Origin of the sequence: Agromyces neolithicus (assembly GCF_039529735.1) — a bacterium.
GTDB lineage: Bacteria > Actinomycetota > Actinomycetes > Actinomycetales > Microbacteriaceae > Agromyces > Agromyces neolithicus.
The window spans coordinates 115,028-135,171 of sequence record NZ_BAAANJ010000004.1 but is presented as its reverse complement, the minus strand read 5'-3'; the positions used below and the strand labels follow the sequence as shown (position 1 = coordinate 135,171).

The following is a 20,144-nucleotide window of genomic DNA, read 5'->3' as shown; positions in this document are numbered from 1 at the left end:
ACCACCGCTGCGATAGTCTCCGAATCGGAGGTGCATCATGCACGAGACATCCGCCGAATCTTCGAACCCCACCCATCCGCACGGCCGGGTGAAGCAGCTGCGGCTCGTGGTGTCGGTGCCCGAGGGCGAAGACTTCGAGGCCGCCCTGGCGTTCTACCGCGACGTGCTCGGTATGCCGCAGCAGGAGGCCTACGAGGGCGACGACGACGCGCGCGTCGTGATCCTCGGCGCGGGCCGCGCGACCCTCGAGCTGTCGAACGCCGCCCAAGTGCGCTACATCGACCGCGTCGAGGCCGAAGGGCAGCCGAGTGCGACGTTGCGGGTTGCGCTCGAGGTGACGGATGCCGCGACCTCGACCGATGACGCCGTCGACGGCGGTGCCGACCTCGTCGCCGAGCCTCGGCAGACGCCGTGGCGGTCGGTGAACTCGCGGCTCAACGGGCCAGCTGGACTTCAGCTGACGCTGTTCGAGGAGCTCGACTGACGCGTGCCGCCGAGCTGAGCCGGTACGACGGCAAGCCGCGGCGCCGGATGAGCCATTCGGCGACGATGAGGTTCGGGATCCAGCACAGGAACGGCACGGCGGCGTAGGCGTTCGCGAACACGGCGTCGAAGTCGGTGCCGGGCGCGAGCGGCACGAGCACCTGCAAGAGGATGAGCAGCGGCAGCCAGATGCGCAGGGTCACCGCGGCGTAGGTGAGGGCGAAGTTGCGCATCATCCATGCCCGGTGGCTGTCGATGTCGCGGCGCCGGATCGCTCGGTAGGCTCGCCAGCCGGTGGCGAACCACAGCACAGCGAGGGTGCCGAAGCCGAAGAATCCGACGAAACCGGCGTCGTTCACGAACGCGATCACGAGGCCCGAGACCGAGGCGATCGCGACCGCCACGAGGTAGATGCGGCCGGTCCAGCGGTGCATGCGGGGCATACGCTCGCGCAACCCCCGCCAGAACTGCAGTGGCCCGAGCACGAGCGCGAAGCCGCCCATGACGACGTGGGCGTAGAACGCGGCGACGATGAACCACGGCCGGTCGACGTAGTTCGACGCGAGGCCCGAGGTCGGGGAATCGACGAGCGCGGCCAGCGACGACGTGAGGTAGGGCGTCACCGCGAATGCGGCGATGCCTATCGACGAGAGCAGCACCCACGTCCAGCCAGCGCGGGCGCCAGCCCTGCCGACCCCGCCTGCCCTGCCTGCCCTCCCGACCCTGAGGCGTGATGTCGCGCGAATGGTCGTCGACTCGGCGGATGGCGACGATTCGTGCGACATCACGGCGTCGGGAACGGGTCGGGGTGGCGCTTCAGTGGGTGTGATCTCGGACATGGCGGCAGGTTAGGCCGCCTGCTCGCGACGCCGACATGGGGCAAACCCCCGAACCGCTCGGCCCGTGTATCTCGCTCGACGTCGTGTGCAGCACTCGGGACTGCGTCACTGATGCGAATTCAGCATCAGTGACGGGGTCCACCCTGATGGATCGGCCGACTCCGACACTGATGCCCCGTGGCATCAGTGTCGGAGTCGCCGGGCAGATGCGTCTTCGCGAATCTGCGTCATCATCGGGCGCCGAGAGCGTCTTCCTTCATGAAGGGGAAATCATGAGGGGGATCATATGAGCGCGACTCGCCGGCAGCAGGGCGTCGATCGGTGGTACGTCGTCGGGGTGATCGCCGCGCTCATCGGGGTGATCGAATGCGGCATCGGGGTGGTGCTCGTGAACAGCCGCGCGGTCATCGAGGGTTTCGCGCTCGCGGCGTGGGTGCCGTCGGTCATCACGGTCGCGCTCATCGCCGCGGCGATGGTGCTCGCCGGGGCGGCTGCGCTCAGCGCCGTGCCGAAGCCGCACTACCTCGCGGTCTAGGCATACTCGGGGGGCACCGAATCGCGCGCGCTCAGCCGCCGGGCCTGGTGGCCACGCCGTCGAGCCAGAGCGTGTCGGACTCGTCGCGGTGCGTGCCGTCGGTACCCACGTGCTTGGTGCTGATCTGCGGGCCCTTCGTGATGACGTGCACCAGGGCCATCGCGTGACCTTGGCCGAGGCCGTAGTCCTGCTTCAGCCACGCCACGATCGGGGTCGCCTTGGTGGTCTCGTCGAAGCCACGCTCGTGCGCGAGCTCGATGAACTGCCGGGGCGCGAGCCCCGTCTTGGCCTCGATGTTGTCGAGGTAGGCCTGGAACGACATTGTGCACTCTCCTTCAGTAGTTGCCGGTGTGGTGCGCAGGCTCGGTGAGGGGGTCGGTCGCGGTGTCGGCGGCGCTCAGGCCTCGTCGGCCCACGTCTGGATGATGACGTCGGAGGCGTGGATGCAGAGTACCCGCAGGCGCCCGGTGCCGGCATTCTTGAAGCCGTGCCAGACACCTGCCGGCACGGTCGCGGTGTCGCCGGCGTTGGCGACGAGCTGATGATCGCCGATCGTGATGCGAGCGGTGCCCTCGATCACGAACCAGGTCTCGGTGTACGGGTGCCAGTGCAGATCGGGGCCCTGGCCGGGCTCGTCGTCGACGTAGAAATACGAGATCCCGGCGCCGTGGTCGCGCCCGACGAACCGTCGGGTGCGGCCGGTGCCGATGACGAGCGACTCGGCGGTGACGAGCTGCGGCTCGGTGGGCGGAGTCATCGTCGGGGTCATGGTGATCTCGGCGGCGTTCATGGGACTACCTCGCTCTGGTCGTTCGTTCGGTTGGTCGGTGGTCGGGATAGGCGCCTACAGAAAGACTCGCGCCGGGACATCCGATGCCGTTAATGTTTCGATGTGGATCGAAACCATGTCGACTTCCGGCTCGCGCCCGACGACATCTCAGCGATCAGGTTCGGCGTTTCGCCCGGTCACGAGCTGTGCCATGCGGTGCGGGTGCTGCAGCGGCCGGCCGATCACCCGCTGCAATGGGGATGGCTGCGCAGCGTGCGCGACCGCGTTCCGCGCGAGGCGTTCGACCTGCTCGCCCTCGTCATCGGCGCCGAAGGGTACTTTCCCGACTTCTTCACGGCGACGCCGAGCTGGGACATGACGCCCGACGACGAGGCAGAGCGATTGCGGGCAGTAGCGCCCGAGCTTGTTCAGGCAGACCTTGCGAAGATGATCTTGCGGTCGACGGGCACCCGGCAGGCGGCGATCACGCGCATGCGCGATCAGCCTGAGCGCGCCCGTGAGGTCATCGCCGACGCGTGGGCCGACGCGTGGGCGGCGCTGCTCGCGCCGGTGTGGGTGCAGCTCGAGCGGCTGCTTCGCGCCGACATCGCCGTGCGCTCGCGCCGGGTCGCGACCGAGGGTCTGGCGGGCATGGTGGCGACGCTGCATCGCACGGTCGAATGGAACGGCGACGCCGTGCGCGTCGGCATGCGCATGCACAGCGAGGTGCTCGACTGCCGGGGGAGCGGCCTCGTGCTCGTGCCGTCGGTGTTCGGCGGACAACGCTGCGCCGTGCTCACCGAGCCGCCGGCGCAGCCGACGCTGTTCTACCCGGCGCACGGAGTCACCGAGACGTGGTCGCGCGACCCCGAGGCGTCCGAGCGGGCGCTCGGCGCGCTCGTCGGGCCAGCCCGCGCGGGCATCCTGCTCGCCGCGCACGAACCGCGCACGACGTCGCAGGTCGCGGCCGACGCCGCGCTCGCGATCTCGACCGCCTCGCACCACCTCACGGTACTGCGCGACGCCGGCCTCGTGGTGAGCACCCGCGACGGCGCCCGGGTGCTGCACCTTCGCACGCCGCTCGGCGAGGCGATGGTCGGCGCGGTGCTGTGAGCTCGAGTTCTGCTGCCGACCTCGAGAGCCTTCCTCACGCGTTCCAGAGCCGCAACTTCTCGGGGTTGCGCATGATCCAGATGCGCGTGATGCGGTCGTCGCGCACGTCGAGCACCGCAACGCTGTCGACGACGCCGTCCTCGGCGAACGCGAGCGTGAGGCCGTCGGCGGTCTCGTGCACCGACATGGTCATCGCCTGGCCGCGCTTCTCCAGTTGTCCGAGGACGTACCGACTGACGTGATCGGGGCCGAGCACAGGTCGGCGAGCGGCCGACGCCAGCCCGCCACCGTCGGAGACGAGAACCACCTCGGGATCGAGCAGCGCGACGAGTCCCTGCAGGTCGCCTTCGCCGGCCGCCGCGATGAAGGCCTGCACCACGGCGTCGTGCTGTTCGCGGGTGGCCGCGCCCTCGCGACGTTCGCGCACGTGCCGCCTCGCCGTCGACGCGAGCTGACGGCACGCGTCGGGCGACCGGCCCACGATCTCGGCGATCTCGGCGAACGGCATCGCGAACACGTCGTGCAACACGAACGCCACGCGCTCGGCGGGCGTGAGCGACTCCAGCACGACGAGGAGTGCGGTCGACACCGACTCGTCGAGTGTGACTCGGTCGAGCGGATCGGACGATGGCGGGGTCGCGAACATCCCGGCGCCTCCAGGCAGGGGCTCGGGCAGCCACTCGCCGACGTATCGCTCGCGACGGGCTCGCGCCGAGGCGAGCTGGTCGAGGCAGACGCGGCTCGCGACCCGCGTCAGCCACGCCGCGGGGTTCTCGATCGCGTCGCGCTCGCCCTCCGTCATCCGGTACCAGCGCGCGTAGGTCTCCTGCACGGCGTCCTCCGCGTCGGCGACCATGCCGAGCATGCGGTACGCGAGGCTCATGAGCATGCCGCGCTCGGCGTCGAGCGTCGTCGCGTCGAAGGCGTCTCGGGCGGCGCCGGATGCTGCAGCGTCTCGGCCGTCGGTCGTTCCGTCGTGCGGGGTCATGCCTCCACCTTCCCACCGGATGCCGGTGAGGACGATGCGCAGGCCGCCTCACATTCCGGCGGCCTGTGTCGTCGGATGGGGTGAACGCGAACGTCGTGCCTCCCGCCCGGGAGGCGCACGACGACCGAGGAGAGGAAGCACGATGAGGATCGCCATCGCCGGAGGAACCGGCACCGTCGGACGCCACACCGTCGACGCCGCCCGCGAGCGCGGGCACGACGTGGTGGTGCTCACGCGCGGCAACGGGGTCGACCTGGTGTCGGGCGACGGGCTCGCCGACACGCTGCGCGGGGTCGACGCGGTGATCGACGTGAGCAACCTCAACTCGCTGTCGGCGAAGAAGTCCACCGCGTTCTTCACGACCGTCACGCGCAACCTGCTGGCGGCCGAGCAGGCCGCCGGGGTGCGGCACCATGTCGCGCTGTCGATCGTCGGCATCGACAGGGCACCCTTCGACTACTACGCGGGCAAGCTCGCGCAGGAGCAGGCGGTCGAGGCGGGTGACGTGCCGTGGACGATCCAGCGCGCGATGCAGTTCCACGAGTTCGCCGGGCAGCTCCTGAAGGGCCTGCGCATCGCCGGCGTGCATCTCGCACCGAGGATCCGCACGCAGCCGATCGCCGCCTGGGAGGTGGGCGAGCGGCTCATCGCGCTCGCCGAAGGTCAGCCCGCCGGCCACGTGCCCGACCTCGCCGGCCCGCGCCAGGAGCGCCTCGAGGACATGATCCGCCGACTTGCACACGCGACGGGAGTGAAGGGGCCGATCATCACCGTCTCGCTGCCGATCAAGCAGTTCGGCGCGATGAAGCGCGGCGAGACCCTGCCCAATCCCGACGCGATCCTCGGTCGCCAGACGTTCGACGAGTGGGTGGCGGAGCAGGCGAGATCCGCCCAGCCGACCCGCTGAGCGACGGATGCCGGATGCCTCGAGGCCCCGGAGGCCCCACGAGGTCGGCGTTGATCGCCGTGCCCGCGAGGGCCCCCGACGCCATGGCCCACGGAACGGACGACCTGGCCGACACCACGTTCCCCGCGGCGTACAGCCCGCGCACGCTCGTGCGCTGCTCGGAGCCGTCGGCAAGCCGGATGCCGCGTCACGGCGTGATCGCGTCGACGAAGCCGTGCGCCTCGCCCACGATGGCGCGCCAGCGCTCCGGTCCCGCGTCGTAGGGGACGACGGCCCACTCGCGCATCGGCCTGCCTCGCATCACCATGTTGTCGAGCCCGAGTTCGTCGACGCGCTGCTCCGACAGCTTGACGACGAGGTCGCCGGCGGTCGATGCGAAGGCGAACAGCCGGCCGCGCACAGCGAGCGCCTCGGAGCCGAACATGTGCGTCATCGCGACATCCGGCCGCTGGAGCAGGTCGGATCCGACCTCGGCGAGCCGCTCGACGGCCCGCTCACGCTGGGGATTCGACTTCGCCATGCCGCGACACTACGCCGACCGGCCGACACCCGCGACGCGGCATCCGCCCGGGTCCCCCTGGCGCCGAGGTGACGCGATCCGCCCGTTCGGACGCCTTGAACGGGCGGATCGCGTCATCTCGACGTAGACGCGGCGGCCGCGTCGAGCTGCAGCAGGCGCGCCACGCGGCATCCGCTCAGTGGTAGCGGCCGCTGTACGCGTTGATCGCCGGCTGTCCGCCGAGGTGCGCGTAGAGCACGTTCGAGTCGCGCGGGATGTCGCCGCTCGACACGAGGTCGATGAGCCCGGCCATCGACTTGCCCTCGTAGACCGGGTCGAGGATGACGCCCTCGAGCCGGCCGGTGAGGCGCATCGCCTCGTCGGTGGACTCGACCGGGATGCCGTACTCGTCGCCGGCCCAGCCCTCGAGCACGGTGATCTCGTCGTCGCGCAGTTCACGCCCGACCTCGATGAGGGACGCCGTGTTGCGGGCGATACGACCGACCTGGTCGCGGGTCTCGTCGATCTTCGCCGACGCGTCGATGCCGATGACCCGCCGAGGCCGGCCGCCGACGTTCGCCTCGAGGTCGGCGAAGCCCGCGATCATGCCCGCCTGCGTCGACCCGGTGACGGCGCACACGACGATGGTGTCGAAGAACACGCCGAGCTCGGCTTCTTGGGCGGCGACCTCGTGCGCCCAGTTCGCGAAGCCGAGGCCGCCGAGCCGGTGATCGCTCGCACCGGCCGGGATCGCGTAGGGCGTGCCGCCGGCGGCCTCGACGTCGGCGATCGCCTGCTTCCAGGACTCCTTGAACCCGATGCCGAACCCAGCCGCAGAGAGCCGCACGTCGGCGCCCATGAGCCGCGACAGCAGGATGTTGCCGACCCGGTCGTTCACCGCGTCGGGCCAGTCGACCCAGTGCTCCTGCACGAGCACGGCCTTCATGCCGAGGTGCGCGGCGACGGCGGCGACCTGGCGAGTGTGGTTCGACTGCACGCCGCCGATCGAGACGAGCGTGTCGGCGCCCGCGGCGAGCGCGTCGGGCACGAGGTACTCGAGCTTGCGGGTCTTGTTGCCCCCGAACGCGAGGCCGCTGTTGACGTCTTCGCGCTTCATGAAGATGCGGGCGCCGCCGAGGTGGTCGCTCAGGCGGTTCACCGGGTGCACCGGGCTCGGACCGAACGTCAGCTGGTGGCGGGGAAAGTCGGCGAGTGCCATGAGGGCTCCTTCATTCAGGCGACGGATGACCCGGGCGCGGGTAACTGCATGCAATATATTGCACCATCATCCGCGTGTGAGGTCAACCGCGGCGTTGCAGCGAGGACGAACGGTTCCGCGCTGGACGCCACGGCTGTGAAAGAGCATGATGGCGAACAGGTGGATTCCCGCCCTGAATGCCCTCACGCAGCGCATCGATCGACCGATGCCCGCCCGGTTCCACCGCCGACCCGACACTCCGGTGAACGCTGAAGGGTGAGTGCAATGGGTACCGAGGCTGCAGCATCCATCGATGCAGAATCAGCGCAACGGTTCGCCGCGGGTGTGCGTGGCCGGGTCCTGCAGCAGGGAGACCCCGGCTACGACGAAGCTCGATTGGTGCGGAACGGGCTGATCGATCGGCACCCGGCGCTGATCGTGCAGTGCGCGGGAACGGCCGACGTGGTCGACGCAGTCGACTTCGCCCGCGAGCGCGGCATGGTCGTGTCGATCCGCGGCGGTGCGCACAACGTCGCCGGCAACGCGGTGAACGACGGCGGCATCGTCATCGACCTCTCCGCGATGCGGGCCGTCCACGTCGACCCCGAGCGTAAGACTGCGCGCGTGCAGGGCGGCGCCACCTGGGCCGACGTCGACGGTGAGACCCAGTTGTGGGGGCTTGCCGCGCCAGGTGGCCAGGTGAGTTCCACCGGCGTCGCGGGCCTGACCCTGCACGGCGGTCTGGGTTCGCTGCATCGCAAGTACGGACTGGCGCTCGACAGTCTTCGATCGGTCGAGATCGTCACCGCCGACGGGCGGGTGCGCACCGCGAGCGAGTCGGTGAACCCCGAGCTCTTCTGGGCGGTGCGGGGTGCTGGAAGCAACTTCGGCGTCGTCACGTCGTTCGAGTTCGTGCTGCACCCGGTCGGACCCGAGATCTACCAGGCTGCCCCCATCTTCTCGCTCGACGATGCGCCGGCCGTGCTGCGCAAGTATCGCGACTTCTGCGCGAGCGCGCCCGACGAGATGGGGCCGCAGGCGATGTTCTGGAGCGTGCCCGCCGTCGACGACTTTCCCGCGGAGCTGCACGGCGTGCCGATCCTCGTCGTGCTGGTCGTCTACTCGGGCGATCCCGACGACGGGGAGCGGCTGCTGCAGCCCGTGCTCGAATGGGGAACGCCCATCCTGGACCTCAGCGGGCGCGCGCCGTACACGCTCGCCCAGAGTTCGTTCGATGCGTTCTTCCCCTTCGGCGGCTACTACTACTGGAAGTCGCTGCTCGTGGGCGAGCCGAGCGACGACCTGCTCGACGCGATCATCGACGTCGCCGCAGACAGGCCGTCGCCCGAAGCGATCGTGAACTTCTGGCAGTTGGGCGGCGCGATCGATCGGGTCGCACCCGACGCCACGGCGTTCGCCCAGCGCGACGCCAGGTACCTGCTCAGTCTCGACACGTCGTGGTTCGACCCCGACGCGAGCGAGCGGTGCATCGACTGGACTCGCAGGACGTGGGCGGCGATGCAGCAGCGATTCGCGACGGATCGGCCCTATCTGAACTTCGTCGGCTTCGGCGAAGAGAAGGAGGCGCTCGTGCGCGCCTCGTACGGTGCGAACTACGAGCGGCTGGTGGCGGCCAAGACGACGTACGACCCCGGCAACCTGTTCCGCATGAACAACAACATCGCGCCGCAGGGCGGCTGAATCCGGGTCGCCGCGTCCGGCTGCGTTCCGGTGCGAGAAGGATGCCGCAGCCGATGCCGGCACCGGTGTCGGAGGCCGGTGGCAGACTGGGCGCGTGCTGCTCGACGAGCTCGTCACCACCACCGACACCGTCGCCGCGACCCGCTCGCGGCTGGCGAAGGTCGACGCGCTCGCCGACCTGCTGGGCAGGCTCGAGCCCGACGAGATCGCGCCGGCCGTGGGGTTCCTCGTCAGCAGGGCGCGGCAGGGGCGCGTCGGCGTCGGCTGGCGAGGGCTGGCTGCCGCAATGGGCGATGCGACGGATGTCCCGGGCCTCACGGTCGCCGACCTCGATCACTCACTCGACCGGCTCGCGGCACTCGCGGGCGCCGGGTCGAGCGGCGAACGCGCGCGCGAGTTGCGCGAGCTGACCGCGCGGGCGACCGAGCGCGAGCAGGACTTCATCGGCCGGGTGCTGCTCGGCGACATGCGCACCGGCGCGCTCGAGGGCGTGCTCATGGACGCGATCGCGCGGGCGGCCGATCGGCCGGGCGACTCGGTGCGCCGGGCCGCGATGCTCTCGGGCGACCTCGGCGAGACCGCTCGGCTCGCGCTCACCGGCACCGCCGTCGAACTCGACGCCGTCGGCCTCGTCGTGGGGCGGCCGGTGCTGCCGATGCTCGCGGCCACGGCGGCGAGCCCGAGCGAGGCGATCGTGGCCGTGGGCGAGGCATCCGTCGAATACAAGCTCGACGGGGCGCGCATCCAGGTGCACCGCGCGGGCGACGACGTGCGCGTGTTCACTCGCAACCTCGCCGATATCACGCATCGACTCCCCGAGGTCGTCGAGGTCGTGCAGGCGATGCCGGTGCGCGATGTCATCCTCGACGGCGAGACCCTGTCGCTCGACGAAGACGGCGGGCCGCGCCCCTTCCAAGAGACGCTGTCGCGATTCAGCGCCGAGCGAGCGCGGGCGACGGTGCTGCATCCCTGGTTCTTCGACGTACTTCACGTCGACGGGCGCGACCTGCTCGACGAACCGCTCTCGGCGCGCCTCGCCGAACTCGAGCGCATCGCGCCTGGGCATCGCATCCCGGGCGAGGTCACCGCCGATGCAGAGGTCGGCGAGCGCGTCTCGACCGAAGCACTCGCCGCCGGGCACGAGGGCATCGTGGTCAAGGCGATCGGGTCGACCTATGCCGCCGGGCGGCGCGGGTCGAGCTGGATCAAGGTGAAGCCCGTGCACACCTACGACCTCGTCGTGCTCGGCGCCGAGTGGGGCTACGGGCGCCGCACCGGCTGGCTGTCGAACCTGCACCTCGCCGCGCTCGACCCCGTCGGCGAGTTCGGTGAGCCCGGCGAGTACGTCATGGTCGGCAAGACGTTCAAGGGTCTCACCGACGCGGTGCTGCGCTGGCAGACCGAGCGGTTCCCGCAGCTCGAGGTGCGGCGCACCGAGTCGACGGTGTTCATCGAGCCGGTCATCGTCGTCGAGATCGCCATCGACGGCGTGCAGCGCTCGAGTCGATACCCAGGCGGCATCGCGCTGCGGTTCGCCCGAGTCAAGGGCTACCGCGACGACAAGCGGCCCGAAGACGCCGACACGATTCAGGCGCTGCGCGGTCTGCTGCGCGGTTAGCGGTGCGCCGAAAACAGGAAGACACGCCGCACCGGGCTCGAGAACAGGAAGCCGTGGCGGCCTGTTGCCCGACACTTCCTGTTTTCGCGTGCGCCGAGCGTGTCGGAGTCACGCGGAGTCACATCGGGAGTCGTGCCGCCGTCACGCCGGCGTCGCCCCCACCACGGCATCGGCGAGCTCGGGCGGGCACGCCTCGGCCGCGACATCCGCCCCGCCGACGGCGGCGAGCCGATCGAGCGCGACGAGGGTGCTGTGGCGATCGCCGAGCGACCAGCGCGCCTCGACGAGGCGCGAGAGGATCGCGATCTGCTTGGCGGTGTCGCCGGCGTCCTCGGCGACCCCGAGTGCCTCATCGAGCAGCGCGACGCGCTCCGTCGGTGCCGCTCGCTCGGCACGCAACACGAGGCTGCGGGTGACGCATCGCAGGTCGCCGAGCCTGCGGAACCTGCCGACGAGCCCCTCGAGCTCGCCCGGCGAATCGGAGCCCAGCGTCGCCTGCACGAGCTGCGCATGGGCGAGTTCGTGCTCGTTTCCGATCGAGCGGGCGTAGTCGACGCATTCGCCGGCCCATTGCGCGGCACGATCGAGTTCGATGCCGGCCTCGGCCGCGGTGTGGGCCATCATGTACCGCGAGTTGTTGACGTGGACCACGTCGCCCGCGAGGGCGTAGCCGCGCATCGCCGCCTCGAACTCGGTGATCGCGAGGCGGGCGCTGTCGACAGTAGAGTCGCGCAGCGCGAGGCCCCGCATCTGGCGCACCGCGGCGAGATCCCACTCCGCGTGCTGCCTGACGGCGAGCCGCGCGGCCTCATCGAGGTGCTCGAGTGCCGAGTCGTGGCGCTCGGCGTACGCGTCGGCCAGGCCGGCGAGGTGGTGCGCGTCGAGCAGGTCGTGTTCGTCGGCGGCGAGCGCGAGGGCGCGCTGTGCGAGTTCACTCACGAGCGCGACATCCATGAATGCCAGTGCGGTGCCGATCGACAGCAACTGCGACGGGGAGGCGGCCGCGAGGAAGCCCTCGTCGTGCGCCGCCATCGCGAGCGTGCGGATGCTGTCGACGTCGGATCCGAACTGCTCGACGCCGATCGACAGCGAGTTCGCGAGCGAGACGGCAGCCGGATGCCGCGCCGCGAGCGCCCATCGCAGAGCGGCATTCACCTCGGGGCACAAGGTCTCCGACCGGTGCATCGCCTCGAGGCTGCTGTCGGTGCGGGCGGTCGCGACGAACACGAGCACACTCTCATCGAGGAACTCGGCGTGTTGTCGCAGCACCTCGTGGATGACCTCGGGGTCGGTGCGAGCGCGTACGAACTCGCGCGTGACCGCGAGCAGGCGGAAGCGCCGCGGGTGCCCGCCCGCGGGCACGAGCAGCGAGTGGTCGAGCAGGCGCAGCACGATCCCCTCGGCACCCGGGTGCGTCACCGCTGCCGCGAGGTCGACATCGAACGTGCGAGGCAGCGCGGCGAGTCGGCAGAGCACCTCGCGCTCCTCGTCGGTGAGCAGATCCCAGGTCCACTCGAACGCGGTCTCGAGCGTTCGGTGACGCCCATCGGGCACCGCACGATCGAGGGTCGCGAAGTCGCGCTCGAGGCGAGCGGCGAGCTCGGCGAGCGAGAGGTGTCTGGCGACGGCCGCGGCGAGCTCGATCGCGAGCGGGATCCCGTCGAGCCGCGCGCAGACCTCGGCGGCGAGCTCGACCTCCGCCGGCGACGCGGCTGACGCCGAGAGGCGCATCGGCGCGGCTTGGGTGCGGCCGGCGGCAGACAGCCGGTCGAGGAACATCGTCACCGCCGGACCGTCCCCGTCCCCGTCACCGTCGCTGACGGCGAGTGGCGCGAGCGGGAACACCGCCTCGCCGGGCTCGCCGATCGGCGTGCGCGAGGTGGTGAGGACCCGCAGCGTGGGTGCGGTCGCGTGTGCGCGCGCGACCACCTCGCCCACCGCGACGCCGACCCGGTCGACGTTGTCCAGCACCAGCAGGTAGGGGTGCGTGGCGAGGGCGAGCAACACCGACGACGTGATGTCCCTGCCGGGCGCAGCTTCGAGGTCGAGCACCCGAGCGATGCGGGCGATGACATCGCCGGGCTCGGCGTGCTCGAGTTCAACGACGACCGGAACCCGCTCGCCGGCGCTCGCGAACTCGAGTGCGAGCCGGGTCTTGCCGACCCCGCCTGGGCCCACGACGGTCACCCAGGGGTGGTCGTCGAGCAGGGCTCCGAGTGCGGCGAGGTCGGCGTCGCGACCGACGAACGCGTTGTGCGGAAGGCGAACGGATGCCGCTCGCTCGCGCCGCTCTCCGGCCGCTGCCACCAGCTCCGTCCGGCTCTCGGCGCCGAGCTTGCGTTTCAGGCTCGCGATGTGGCTCTCGACGGTGCGCACCGAGATGAACAACTCCGCGGCGATCTCGGGGTTGCTCAGTCGCCGCTCGACTGCGGCGAGGATGGCGCTCTCGCGGGGCGTCAGCGTGTCTTCACGGGTCGACACGGCGCTCAGTCTACGGCCGTACGCGCCGCACCGCACCGGTGCGGCATCCCTGCTCGGAGACTCCTGAAAACAAGGACGTCATTCGATGTCGTGAGACATGACACATCATTCGATGTGGAGCAGCGTCCTTGTTTTCAGGAGTCATGCAGGGGGAGTGCGTCACGGGGTCGCGGGGCGCGGCGGGGTGAGCGGACCCAGGCGGCGGGGGAGCAGGGCGCGGATGCCGCGGCGTAGGCGCCCGGCATCGGTCACACCGTCGCCGGCTGCAGCGGTCTCGGCCGCGCGCTCGGCGATCACTCGGCGGCGCTCGAGGTCGCGCAGCATGCGCTGCTCGGCCGCGCGATGCAGCTCGTGTGAAACATAGTCTTCGCTGAGGTACATGATGGTCTCTCTTCGGGGGAGCCCCGACCGTTCACCGCTTTCGGGCGGTGAACAGCAGGTATTCCCATTCCATGGCTTTGCGGGTGACGCCGAGGCCGTGCTCGACGGCGAGCGCCACGAGTGCCTCGTCGAGCGCCCGAACCTGGTCGGGGTCGTCTGCGATGCGGCTGTAGACCGCGATGGTGGGGCCGTAGTGGGCCTTGAAGTAGTCGCGGAACGCCTCGGGCGTCGCGAGGGCATCGATGGTAACGGTCTGGCGCTTCGCCTCGACCTCGTCGACACGATCGCCGAGCAGCGCGCGCACGTGCTGCTCGTCGCCCCAGAGCGGCGCCGGCTGCGCCCCTTCGGGCAGGGGCGGCGCGAACGGCTTCATGACCTTGAACATGCGGCCGATGAACCCGTCGGGCGTCCAGCTGATGAGTCCGATGCGTCCGCCCGGCGCCGCGACGCGCACGAGCTCGTCGGCGGCCTGCTCGTGGTGCGGCGCGAACATCACGCCCACGCACGAGAGCACGACGTCGAACGATGCGTCGGTGAACGGCAGCGCCTCGGCGTCCGCTTCGCGCCACTCGAGCTCGGCTCCGGCCTCGGTGGCGAGGCGCCGGCCGACGTCGAACAGCTCGGGGGTGAGATCGCTCGCGACCACCGTCGCGCCGTGCAGTGCCGCCGGAATGGCCACGTTCCCGCTCCCCGCCGCGACGTCGAGCACTCGCTCGCCCGGCTGCACCGCCGTCGCTGCGACGAGGCGCGGCCCGAGCCGCCAGATGAGCTCGCTCGCGAGTCGCGGGTAGTCGCCCGAGGCCCACATCGCGCGGTGCTTCTGTTTGAGCGCGCGGTCGGCGTCGGTCTGCGTGGCGGAAATTGTGGTGGCGTCGGTCATCGGTCGTCTCCTTATGAGTGAGAAGCACGCATGATTCGGATGCTTCGTCGCTCAGCGTGCGCGCATGCCGTGGTCGCGACATCCGTGCAGCACACGGAGATCTGGTCAGGGGTACCCCCGACACGACGGCGGCATCCACCAGATCGCGAGCATGTCGGGCTCGGTCGCGAGCGGCTGCACGGCGGCGCTCACGATCGGAGTGTGAGCGACAGGGCGACTCGGCTACGCGTCGATGTCGATACCGGTCACGGGCGTGCCCGCGCGGTCGTACGAGAGCAGCACCGCGCCCTTCGGGAACGCCCGGGGCGGCGCTGCGAGCGTGAACGCCGCCGGCACCCCGCTCGCGAAGAGCCGCTTGCCCTCGCCGAACGCGATCGGATACACGAACAGGTTCAGCCGGTCGACGAGGTCGTAGGTCAGCAGCGACTTCACGAGGTCGCCGCTGCCGATCACCCGCGTCGTGCCGAACCGCTGCTTCAGCGCCGCGACCTCGGTCGACGCATCGGTGAGCACCGTCGTGCCCCGCCACGTCGGTTCGAACGGCGTGTGCGAGACCACGAACTTCGGCACCTCGTTGAACTTCTTCGCGATCGGTACATCGGCCGGCGCATTCGGCCAATACCCTGCGAAGATGTCGTACGTCTTTCGGCCGAGCAGCAGCGCTTCGAGGGTGTCGATGCCCGCGCCGATCGCCTCGCCGCTCTCGTCGTCGAAATACGGCGCCTGCCAGCCGCCGAACTCGAAGCCGTTCTCAGTGTCTTCATTCGGACCACCGGGCCCCTGGTAGACCCCGTCGAGGGTGACGAACAGGTCGGCGACGATCGTGCCCATGAGGTGCTCCTTCTGCTCGGGGTCAGGCGCCGATGGCGGCCTCGACCTCGGATTCGGTTGCGGCGGCGTAGCGGGCGTCGACGAGGATCGGCAGGTGATCGGATGACCCACGCGGAAGGGTCTCGACGCGTTCGATGTCGAAGCCGACCGAGGTCGCGAGGTCGAAGTGCCCGCGGAAGAACTTGTAGCGCGTGTACGTGCGGCTGTCGCTGAGGCTGAGCTCGTAACCGGCCTCGCGCACCTTCTCGGCCAGGTTGTCCTTGAACACCGGGTAGTTGTAGTCGCCGACCATGAGGATGGGAAGGCCCGGACCGATACCCTGCAACTCGGCGAGCGCCGCGTGGATCTGGTGCCGACGCAGCGAGTTGAGCGCCGTCAGCGGTGCGGCGTGGAACGAGGCGACGACGAACTCGCGATCGGCCTCGAGGTCGCGCAGGCGCACGCCGACGAGACGCTCGTGGGCGGGCCGCAGCAGGTGATCGTGCAGGGACTTCTTGAGCGCGAAGCTCTGCACCACCTCGAACTCGTAGCGGTCGGGCCGAAAGTACACGGCGAGCCCGAGCCGGTTGCCGGTCGTGGAGTGCGCCAGTTGCAGTCGGCCGACGTGCTCGGCGAGACCAGCGGTCTCGACCTCTTGCAAGCAGAGCACGTCGGGGGAGTACTGCTCGTCGAGCGCGGCGAGCTCAGCGATTGCCCGGTGCTTGCGGAGGTTGTAGCTGACGACCTTCATCGGATCCAGCCTACGCAGCCCGACGCCCGATGTGGTCGCGTTGACAGCGTGCTCCCGGATTACTCGGCGGGTCGTGGACTCACGGTTGCACGATGTTGAACCAGAGCGGGAAGTCGTCGAGGAGAGCGAAGAGATGCTCGACGGCACTCCGGTCGCCGTCGATCGAGAGATCCCCGGCGCTGACGAGGTCTTCGATGGGCCGCCCACTGAAAAGGGCCGCCGCCACCGCAGCCTTGGTCGAGGAGACGGTGGCGTCGGGTGCTGTCGCGGCCTTTCCCGCCGTGTAGACGAGTACGCCGTTCCGCAGCTCGAGCAGGTACTGGAGGGCCGAATCGCTCTCGTCGGTGATGATCCAGGCGATCGTCGCCGTGCGAGTGCCGGCCTTCGCCCCGTTCAGCTTGATGCCGGCGAAGTCGAAGATCATCTCGGTCGTCATGGCGGCGAAGACGTCGGCCGTGGCGAGTTCGATCCGACCGAGGTCGCGTACGCCATGGCGTAGCTCGAGGGCCGCCATGAGGTACTCATTGCGCCAGGTCGGGTTCTCGGCCTGGTATCCGAGCTGCTCGAGCGCGTCGGCCTGCAGCAGGGCCGCTTCGGTGTTGGCGGGGTCGGCGAACACGACATGCGTGAGCACCTCGGCCACCCATCGGTAGTCACCGGCCTCGAACGATGCCCGAGCCTTCTCGAGCACCGAATCGGCGCCGCCCATGAATTCGACGTAGCGCGGCCCGACCTCTGTCGGCGGAAGCGCATTCAGCCGAGCGGGGTGCGAGTCGTACCAGCCGAGATAGCGCTGATAGACGGCCTTGGCGTTGTGGCTGAGCGACCCGTAGTAGCCGTGGCTGTACCACTGCTCATCGAGTGCGGCGGGCAGTTCAAGCTGCTCGGCGATCTCGGTCGAGGTGAACCCGTGGTTCGCCAGGCGCAAAGACTCGTCATGGATGAACTTGTACAGGTCCCGCTGGTTCTCGAGGTACTCGCGGATGTCTGCGGTGCCCCAGCGGGGCCAGCCGTGCTGCCCGATGACCGCGTCGGTCTCGTCAGCGAAGAGTTGGATCGTCTCGTTGAGCGCTTTCCACCACGCGGCGGCGTCGCGGACCTGCGCGCCCCGGAGCGTATAGAGGTTGTGCATCAGGTGGTTGAGGTCTTCTGCAGCGCAGAGTACCCGTCGCTGCGGGAAGTGGATCAGGAACTCTGCCGGCGCTTCGGTGCCCGGGGCCATCTGGAACACCATCTCGACTCCGTCGATGGTGCGGGTTTCGCCGGTGCGCGTGATCAGGTCGGTGGGCGGAACGAGGGTCGCGCTGCCACCGTTGCCCAACGCGTTCGCGAGACCCGCGCTGATCTGCCCGCGCGGACCGGGCTGCAGCAGCGGGCCATACATGTACAGGGCACGGCGGGTCATCGCGGTGCCGGCGAAGACGTTCTCGGCGGCGGCTTCGTACAGGAATCCGTCGGGCGCGATCACGGGGATGTCCTCGGCGATGCCCTCGAGAATGGCGCGTGACCCGCTGAAGTGGTCGACGTGGCTGTGGGTGTAGATCAGCGCCTTCACGGGACGGTCGCCGCGGTGCGCACGGTAGAGGTCCATGGCCGCTCTCGCGGTCTCGGTGAAGCTCAGCGGGTCGATCACGATGATGCCCTCGTCGCCTTCGATGATCGTGAGATTCGCCAGATCGAGCCCCCGCAACTGGTAGACCCCCTCGACGACCTCGAACAACCCATGGTGCTGATTCACCTGCGCGTGTCGCCACAAGCTCGGGTGCACGGTGTCGGGCGACTCCTCCGATTCCGTGACGAAGTCGTGCGCTGAGAGATCCATGACCGGCGCACCATCGGCCCGGTGGATCACCGGATCGGCAAGATCGGCGATGAAGCCGCGGGCCGCGTCGTCATAGTCCCGCCGGTCGGCGAAGGGCAAGCTCGCCCGGGCTGCGGTGTTCGCCGCTTTCGTGTGGGCGGTCGCCGGCTTCGGCGTCAGTTCGCTGTCTTCGTGCACGTTGCTCTGATCCCCCTTCGGCCGCGTCTCGCGGTACGAGTTCAGCATGGCAGGACTGCGCCGTTCACGGAAAGAACCCCTCGGCGGCATGCGACGCACGGCCGTTCGACACGACCCGATCACGTTTCGGCGGGGCGCCCTGCACTGCCGCCGAGACGGACGTAGACTGCGGAAATGGAGGCCCCGGCCAGTACCACCCTGGTCGTCGTCGGAGTTGAGGCGACGAGTGCCATCCATGCGCTCGAGGGCTACGCCAACGTGCAGGCCGCCTCGCTGCACGACGCCACCGACGTGGAGGTGTCGCGATGGTCGGCCACCGCGGCCGCGCCCTACGTCGTACACGACCACGACCCGCTCGGGCACGTCGCGGCCGCGTGGGTCGAGTTCTTCGACGACCAGTCGACCTACGGGGTGCTCGAGCTCGAGATCGAGCGGGCGCTCGACGCGGCCGTGCGCCACGACTTCAGCGTGCCCGACTACTACGTGGTGATCCATCCCGAGGTGCTGCCGGTGACCTGGAAGCACTGGTGGCTGGGCGTGCTCTCGAGCGCATCGCCGAGCAGGGTCATCCCATGGCCGTCGGCAGACGACTCGCTCGCCGAGTTGTTGCGGCGCCTGCCGACGGCGCGCGCCTGGCCAGAGGTCGACGCGTGGCTGCCGAAGGTCAGGGGCGCGGTGCCCGACCGGGTCGGGCTGCCGGGCGCCGGCTGAGGCGCCAGCAGTCAACCGACCTCAGGCGCGGCGGCCCGCGCGGCCCGCGGGTCACGCCAGAGCACGACCGTCGCGACGAACAGAACGGCCAGCACCGCGATCGCGGTCGCGAGCAGGTTCCAATCTGCGGGTGCCGTGCCGCCCGAGAAGCTGAGCCCGACGACGACGGTCGCGCCGATGCAGCCGAGCGAGCGCGCCGTCTGGAACAGCCCCGCGGCCTGGCCGACGTGTTCGGGCGGCGCGGCGACATAGAGCGACTGGGTGATCGCGATGAGCACGACCCCGTAGGGGATTCCGACGGCGGCCATCAGCAGCAGCACCGTCGCCGGGCTCGTCGATGCGGCGAGCAGCTGCAGGGCGAACGCCGCCAACGCGAGCCCGATGCTGCCGGCGATGAGCGCGGTGCGGATGCCGCGTTTGTCGATCACGCGCTCGACCAGGGGGGCCAGGATGACCGTGAACGCGGCGAGCGGCAGCATCATCGCACCGACTGCGTCGGTGCGGTATCCCGCATGGTCTTCGAGGTACTGCGGCACGCCGAACAGCGCACTGTACAGCACGAGCGTCGCGAGGATGAACGTCGCGTACACCCGGATGAGCGCGACATTGGCGGCGAGCAGCCGCAGGTCGACGAACGGGTTGTCGTACGTCAGTTCGCGCCACGTGAACAGGCCGCCGGCGACGATCGCCACCGCGAGGAACCACCAGTTCGGAGCGGTCGTGAGCCCCAGCAGGAACAGGAGGAGCGTCACGACCGTGACGGCGAACCCGAGGATGCCCGGCAGATCGGACTCGGCCACGGTTCGCGCGAGGGGCACGTGCTCGCGCGGGCCGTCGTGTGGGGCGAGGATTCGCGTGGCGACGATCGCGATGATCGCGAGCGGCACGTTCACCCAGAAGATCCCCTCCCACCCGAATGCCGTGATCAGCAGCCCGCCGAGCACCGGGCCGACGGCCGCGGAACTCGTGTCGATGAGTTGAATGCGGCCGATCATCTTCGGCGCGCTCAGCCCCGTGATCGCGGCGACCGAGCGCATCATGGCGGCGGCGCTCGGAAAGGTGGTGGCGGTTCCGATCGCGAGCAGCACGCGCACGCCGACGAGCCATTCGAATGTCGTCGCGAATGGACCGAGCGCCCCGGCCACTCCGACGATCACGAGGCCGATCGTGAACACGCGCCGCGGTCCGTAACGATCGGCGAGGCGGCCCATCACGGGCTGCAGCACCGACGAGGTGAGGTAGAACGCCGTGATCACCCACGTGACCGTGGTGACGTCGACCGAGAACTCGCGGCGCAGCGTCGAGAGGGCGACGGCGATCATGCCCGAGTTCAGGGCGCTGAGCGTGGTGCCGGTGCAGAGGGCGACGATCGTCCAGTCGGAGCGGGCGCGACCCGGGGCGGACGAACCCGCGCGAGGGTGCGACATCCGCTGCCTCCTGCCCGTGTCGACGGACGGCTCGCTGCGAGCCTTTCGCGAGAC

At 69.9% G+C, this 20,144-nt stretch carries 20 protein-coding genes; 7 read left to right on the top strand and 13 right to left on the bottom strand.

The features are described from left to right. Positions 1-37: 37 nt before the first annotated feature. On the top strand, positions 38-484 hold the full coding sequence (locus ABD164_RS05965; protein ID WP_344294434.1) for a VOC family protein: 447 nt from the start codon (positions 38-40) through the stop codon (positions 482-484). On the opposite strand, the gene ABD164_RS05960 is transcribed toward ABD164_RS05965, so the two are convergent. Beyond that, positions 435-1,322 (bottom strand): DUF2306 domain-containing protein, encoded by an 888-nt coding sequence (locus ABD164_RS05960; protein WP_344294432.1) that lies wholly within the window; start codon positions 1,320-1,322, stop codon positions 435-437. The two genes, ABD164_RS05965 and ABD164_RS05960, sit on opposite strands and share 50 nt — an antisense overlap. A 286-nt stretch (positions 1,323-1,608) precedes the next feature. On the opposite strand from ABD164_RS05960, the gene ABD164_RS05955 reads away from it, so the two are divergent. Next, a complete protein-coding gene (locus ABD164_RS05955; RefSeq protein WP_344294430.1) occupies positions 1,609-1,857 on the top strand; it encodes a hypothetical protein in 249 nt (82 codons plus the stop codon). 31 nt (positions 1,858-1,888) lie between these two features. On the opposite strand, the gene ABD164_RS05950 is transcribed toward ABD164_RS05955, so the two are convergent. Together ABD164_RS05950 and ABD164_RS05945 are read right to left on the bottom strand one after the other, a co-directional pair. After that, entirely contained in the window at positions 1,889-2,179 is a 291-nt protein-coding gene (locus ABD164_RS05950) for a DUF4287 domain-containing protein (protein ID WP_344294428.1), read from the bottom strand. Between the two features lie 75 nt (positions 2,180-2,254). Continuing rightward, positions 2,255-2,647: a cupin domain-containing protein gene (locus ABD164_RS05945; protein ID WP_344294426.1), complete on the bottom strand. Its 393-nt coding sequence runs from the start codon at positions 2,645-2,647 to the stop codon at positions 2,255-2,257. 102 nt (positions 2,648-2,749) lie between these two features. Between ABD164_RS05945 and ABD164_RS05940 the strand changes: the two genes are divergently transcribed. Next, on the top strand, positions 2,750-3,739 hold the full coding sequence (locus tag ABD164_RS05940) for an ArsR/SmtB family transcription factor (protein WP_344294424.1): 990 nt from the start codon (positions 2,750-2,752) through the stop codon (positions 3,737-3,739). 34 nt (positions 3,740-3,773) lie between these two features. Here the strand turns inward: ABD164_RS05940 and sigJ are convergent, their stop codons facing one another. After that, positions 3,774-4,727, bottom strand: coding sequence for an RNA polymerase sigma factor SigJ (sigJ, locus tag ABD164_RS05935; protein ID WP_344294422.1), 954 nt, complete (start codon positions 4,725-4,727; stop codon positions 3,774-3,776). A 142-nt stretch (positions 4,728-4,869) separates the two neighbouring features. Here sigJ and ABD164_RS05930 point away from each other — a divergent pair, with 142 nt between their 5' ends. Then, the gene (locus ABD164_RS05930; protein ID WP_344294420.1) at positions 4,870-5,634 is read left to right on the top strand and encodes an SDR family oxidoreductase; all 765 of its coding nucleotides are present in this window, start codon (positions 4,870-4,872) and stop codon (positions 5,632-5,634) included. A gap of 187 nt (positions 5,635-5,821) precedes the next feature. On the opposite strand, the gene ABD164_RS05925 is transcribed toward ABD164_RS05930, so the two are convergent. Next, positions 5,822-6,154: a hypothetical protein gene (locus ABD164_RS05925; protein ID WP_344294418.1), complete on the bottom strand. Its 333-nt coding sequence runs from the start codon at positions 6,152-6,154 to the stop codon at positions 5,822-5,824. Between the two features lie 175 nt (positions 6,155-6,329). After that, positions 6,330-7,352 (bottom strand): 1-aminocyclopropane-1-carboxylate deaminase, encoded by a 1,023-nt coding sequence (locus ABD164_RS05920; protein ID WP_344294416.1) that lies wholly within the window; start codon positions 7,350-7,352, stop codon positions 6,330-6,332. Between the two features lie 264 nt (positions 7,353-7,616). Between ABD164_RS05920 and ABD164_RS05915 the strand changes: the two genes are divergently transcribed. Both ABD164_RS05915 and ABD164_RS05910 read left to right on the top strand, forming a co-directional pair. Continuing rightward, complete coding sequence (locus ABD164_RS05915) at positions 7,617-9,032, top strand: FAD-binding oxidoreductase (protein WP_344294414.1); 1,416 nt, start codon at positions 7,617-7,619, stop codon at positions 9,030-9,032. Between the two features lie 94 nt (positions 9,033-9,126). After that, complete coding sequence (locus ABD164_RS05910) at positions 9,127-10,650, top strand: ATP-dependent DNA ligase (RefSeq protein ID WP_344294412.1); 1,524 nt, start codon at positions 9,127-9,129, stop codon at positions 10,648-10,650. A gap of 141 nt (positions 10,651-10,791) precedes the next feature. Here the strand turns inward: ABD164_RS05910 and ABD164_RS05905 are convergent, their stop codons facing one another. The 6 genes from ABD164_RS05905 to ABD164_RS05880 form a co-directional block, all read right to left on the bottom strand. Further along, a complete protein-coding gene (locus ABD164_RS05905) occupies positions 10,792-13,131 on the bottom strand; it encodes a LuxR C-terminal-related transcriptional regulator (protein WP_344294410.1) in 2,340 nt (779 codons plus the stop codon). A 159-nt stretch (positions 13,132-13,290) separates the two neighbouring features. Continuing rightward, positions 13,291-13,512, bottom strand: a complete 222-nt coding sequence (locus ABD164_RS05900) for a hypothetical protein (protein WP_344294408.1) — start codon at positions 13,510-13,512, stop codon at positions 13,291-13,293. Between the two features lie 31 nt (positions 13,513-13,543). Then, a complete protein-coding gene (locus tag ABD164_RS05895; protein WP_344294406.1) occupies positions 13,544-14,392 on the bottom strand; it encodes a class I SAM-dependent methyltransferase in 849 nt (282 codons plus the stop codon). Between the two features lie 222 nt (positions 14,393-14,614). Further along, positions 14,615-15,223, bottom strand: a complete 609-nt coding sequence (locus ABD164_RS05890; RefSeq protein ID WP_344294404.1) for a dihydrofolate reductase family protein — start codon at positions 15,221-15,223, stop codon at positions 14,615-14,617. Positions 15,224-15,245: 22 nt separating this feature from the next. Next, positions 15,246-15,953 (bottom strand): endonuclease/exonuclease/phosphatase family protein, encoded by a 708-nt coding sequence (locus ABD164_RS05885; RefSeq protein WP_344294402.1) that lies wholly within the window; start codon positions 15,951-15,953, stop codon positions 15,246-15,248. Between the two features lie 79 nt (positions 15,954-16,032). After that, the gene (locus ABD164_RS05880; RefSeq protein ID WP_344294400.1) at positions 16,033-18,000 is read right to left on the bottom strand and encodes an alkyl/aryl-sulfatase; all 1,968 of its coding nucleotides are present in this window, start codon (positions 17,998-18,000) and stop codon (positions 16,033-16,035) included. 126 nt (positions 18,001-18,126) lie between these two features. On the opposite strand from ABD164_RS05880, the gene ABD164_RS05875 reads away from it, so the two are divergent. Further along, positions 18,127-18,663 (top strand): hypothetical protein, encoded by a 537-nt coding sequence (locus tag ABD164_RS05875; RefSeq protein WP_344294398.1) that lies wholly within the window; start codon positions 18,127-18,129, stop codon positions 18,661-18,663. 11 nt (positions 18,664-18,674) lie between these two features. On the opposite strand, the gene ABD164_RS05870 is transcribed toward ABD164_RS05875, so the two are convergent. Then, positions 18,675-20,090: an MFS transporter gene (locus ABD164_RS05870; protein WP_344294396.1), complete on the bottom strand. Its 1,416-nt coding sequence runs from the start codon at positions 20,088-20,090 to the stop codon at positions 18,675-18,677. Positions 20,091-20,144 lie beyond the last annotated feature (54 nt).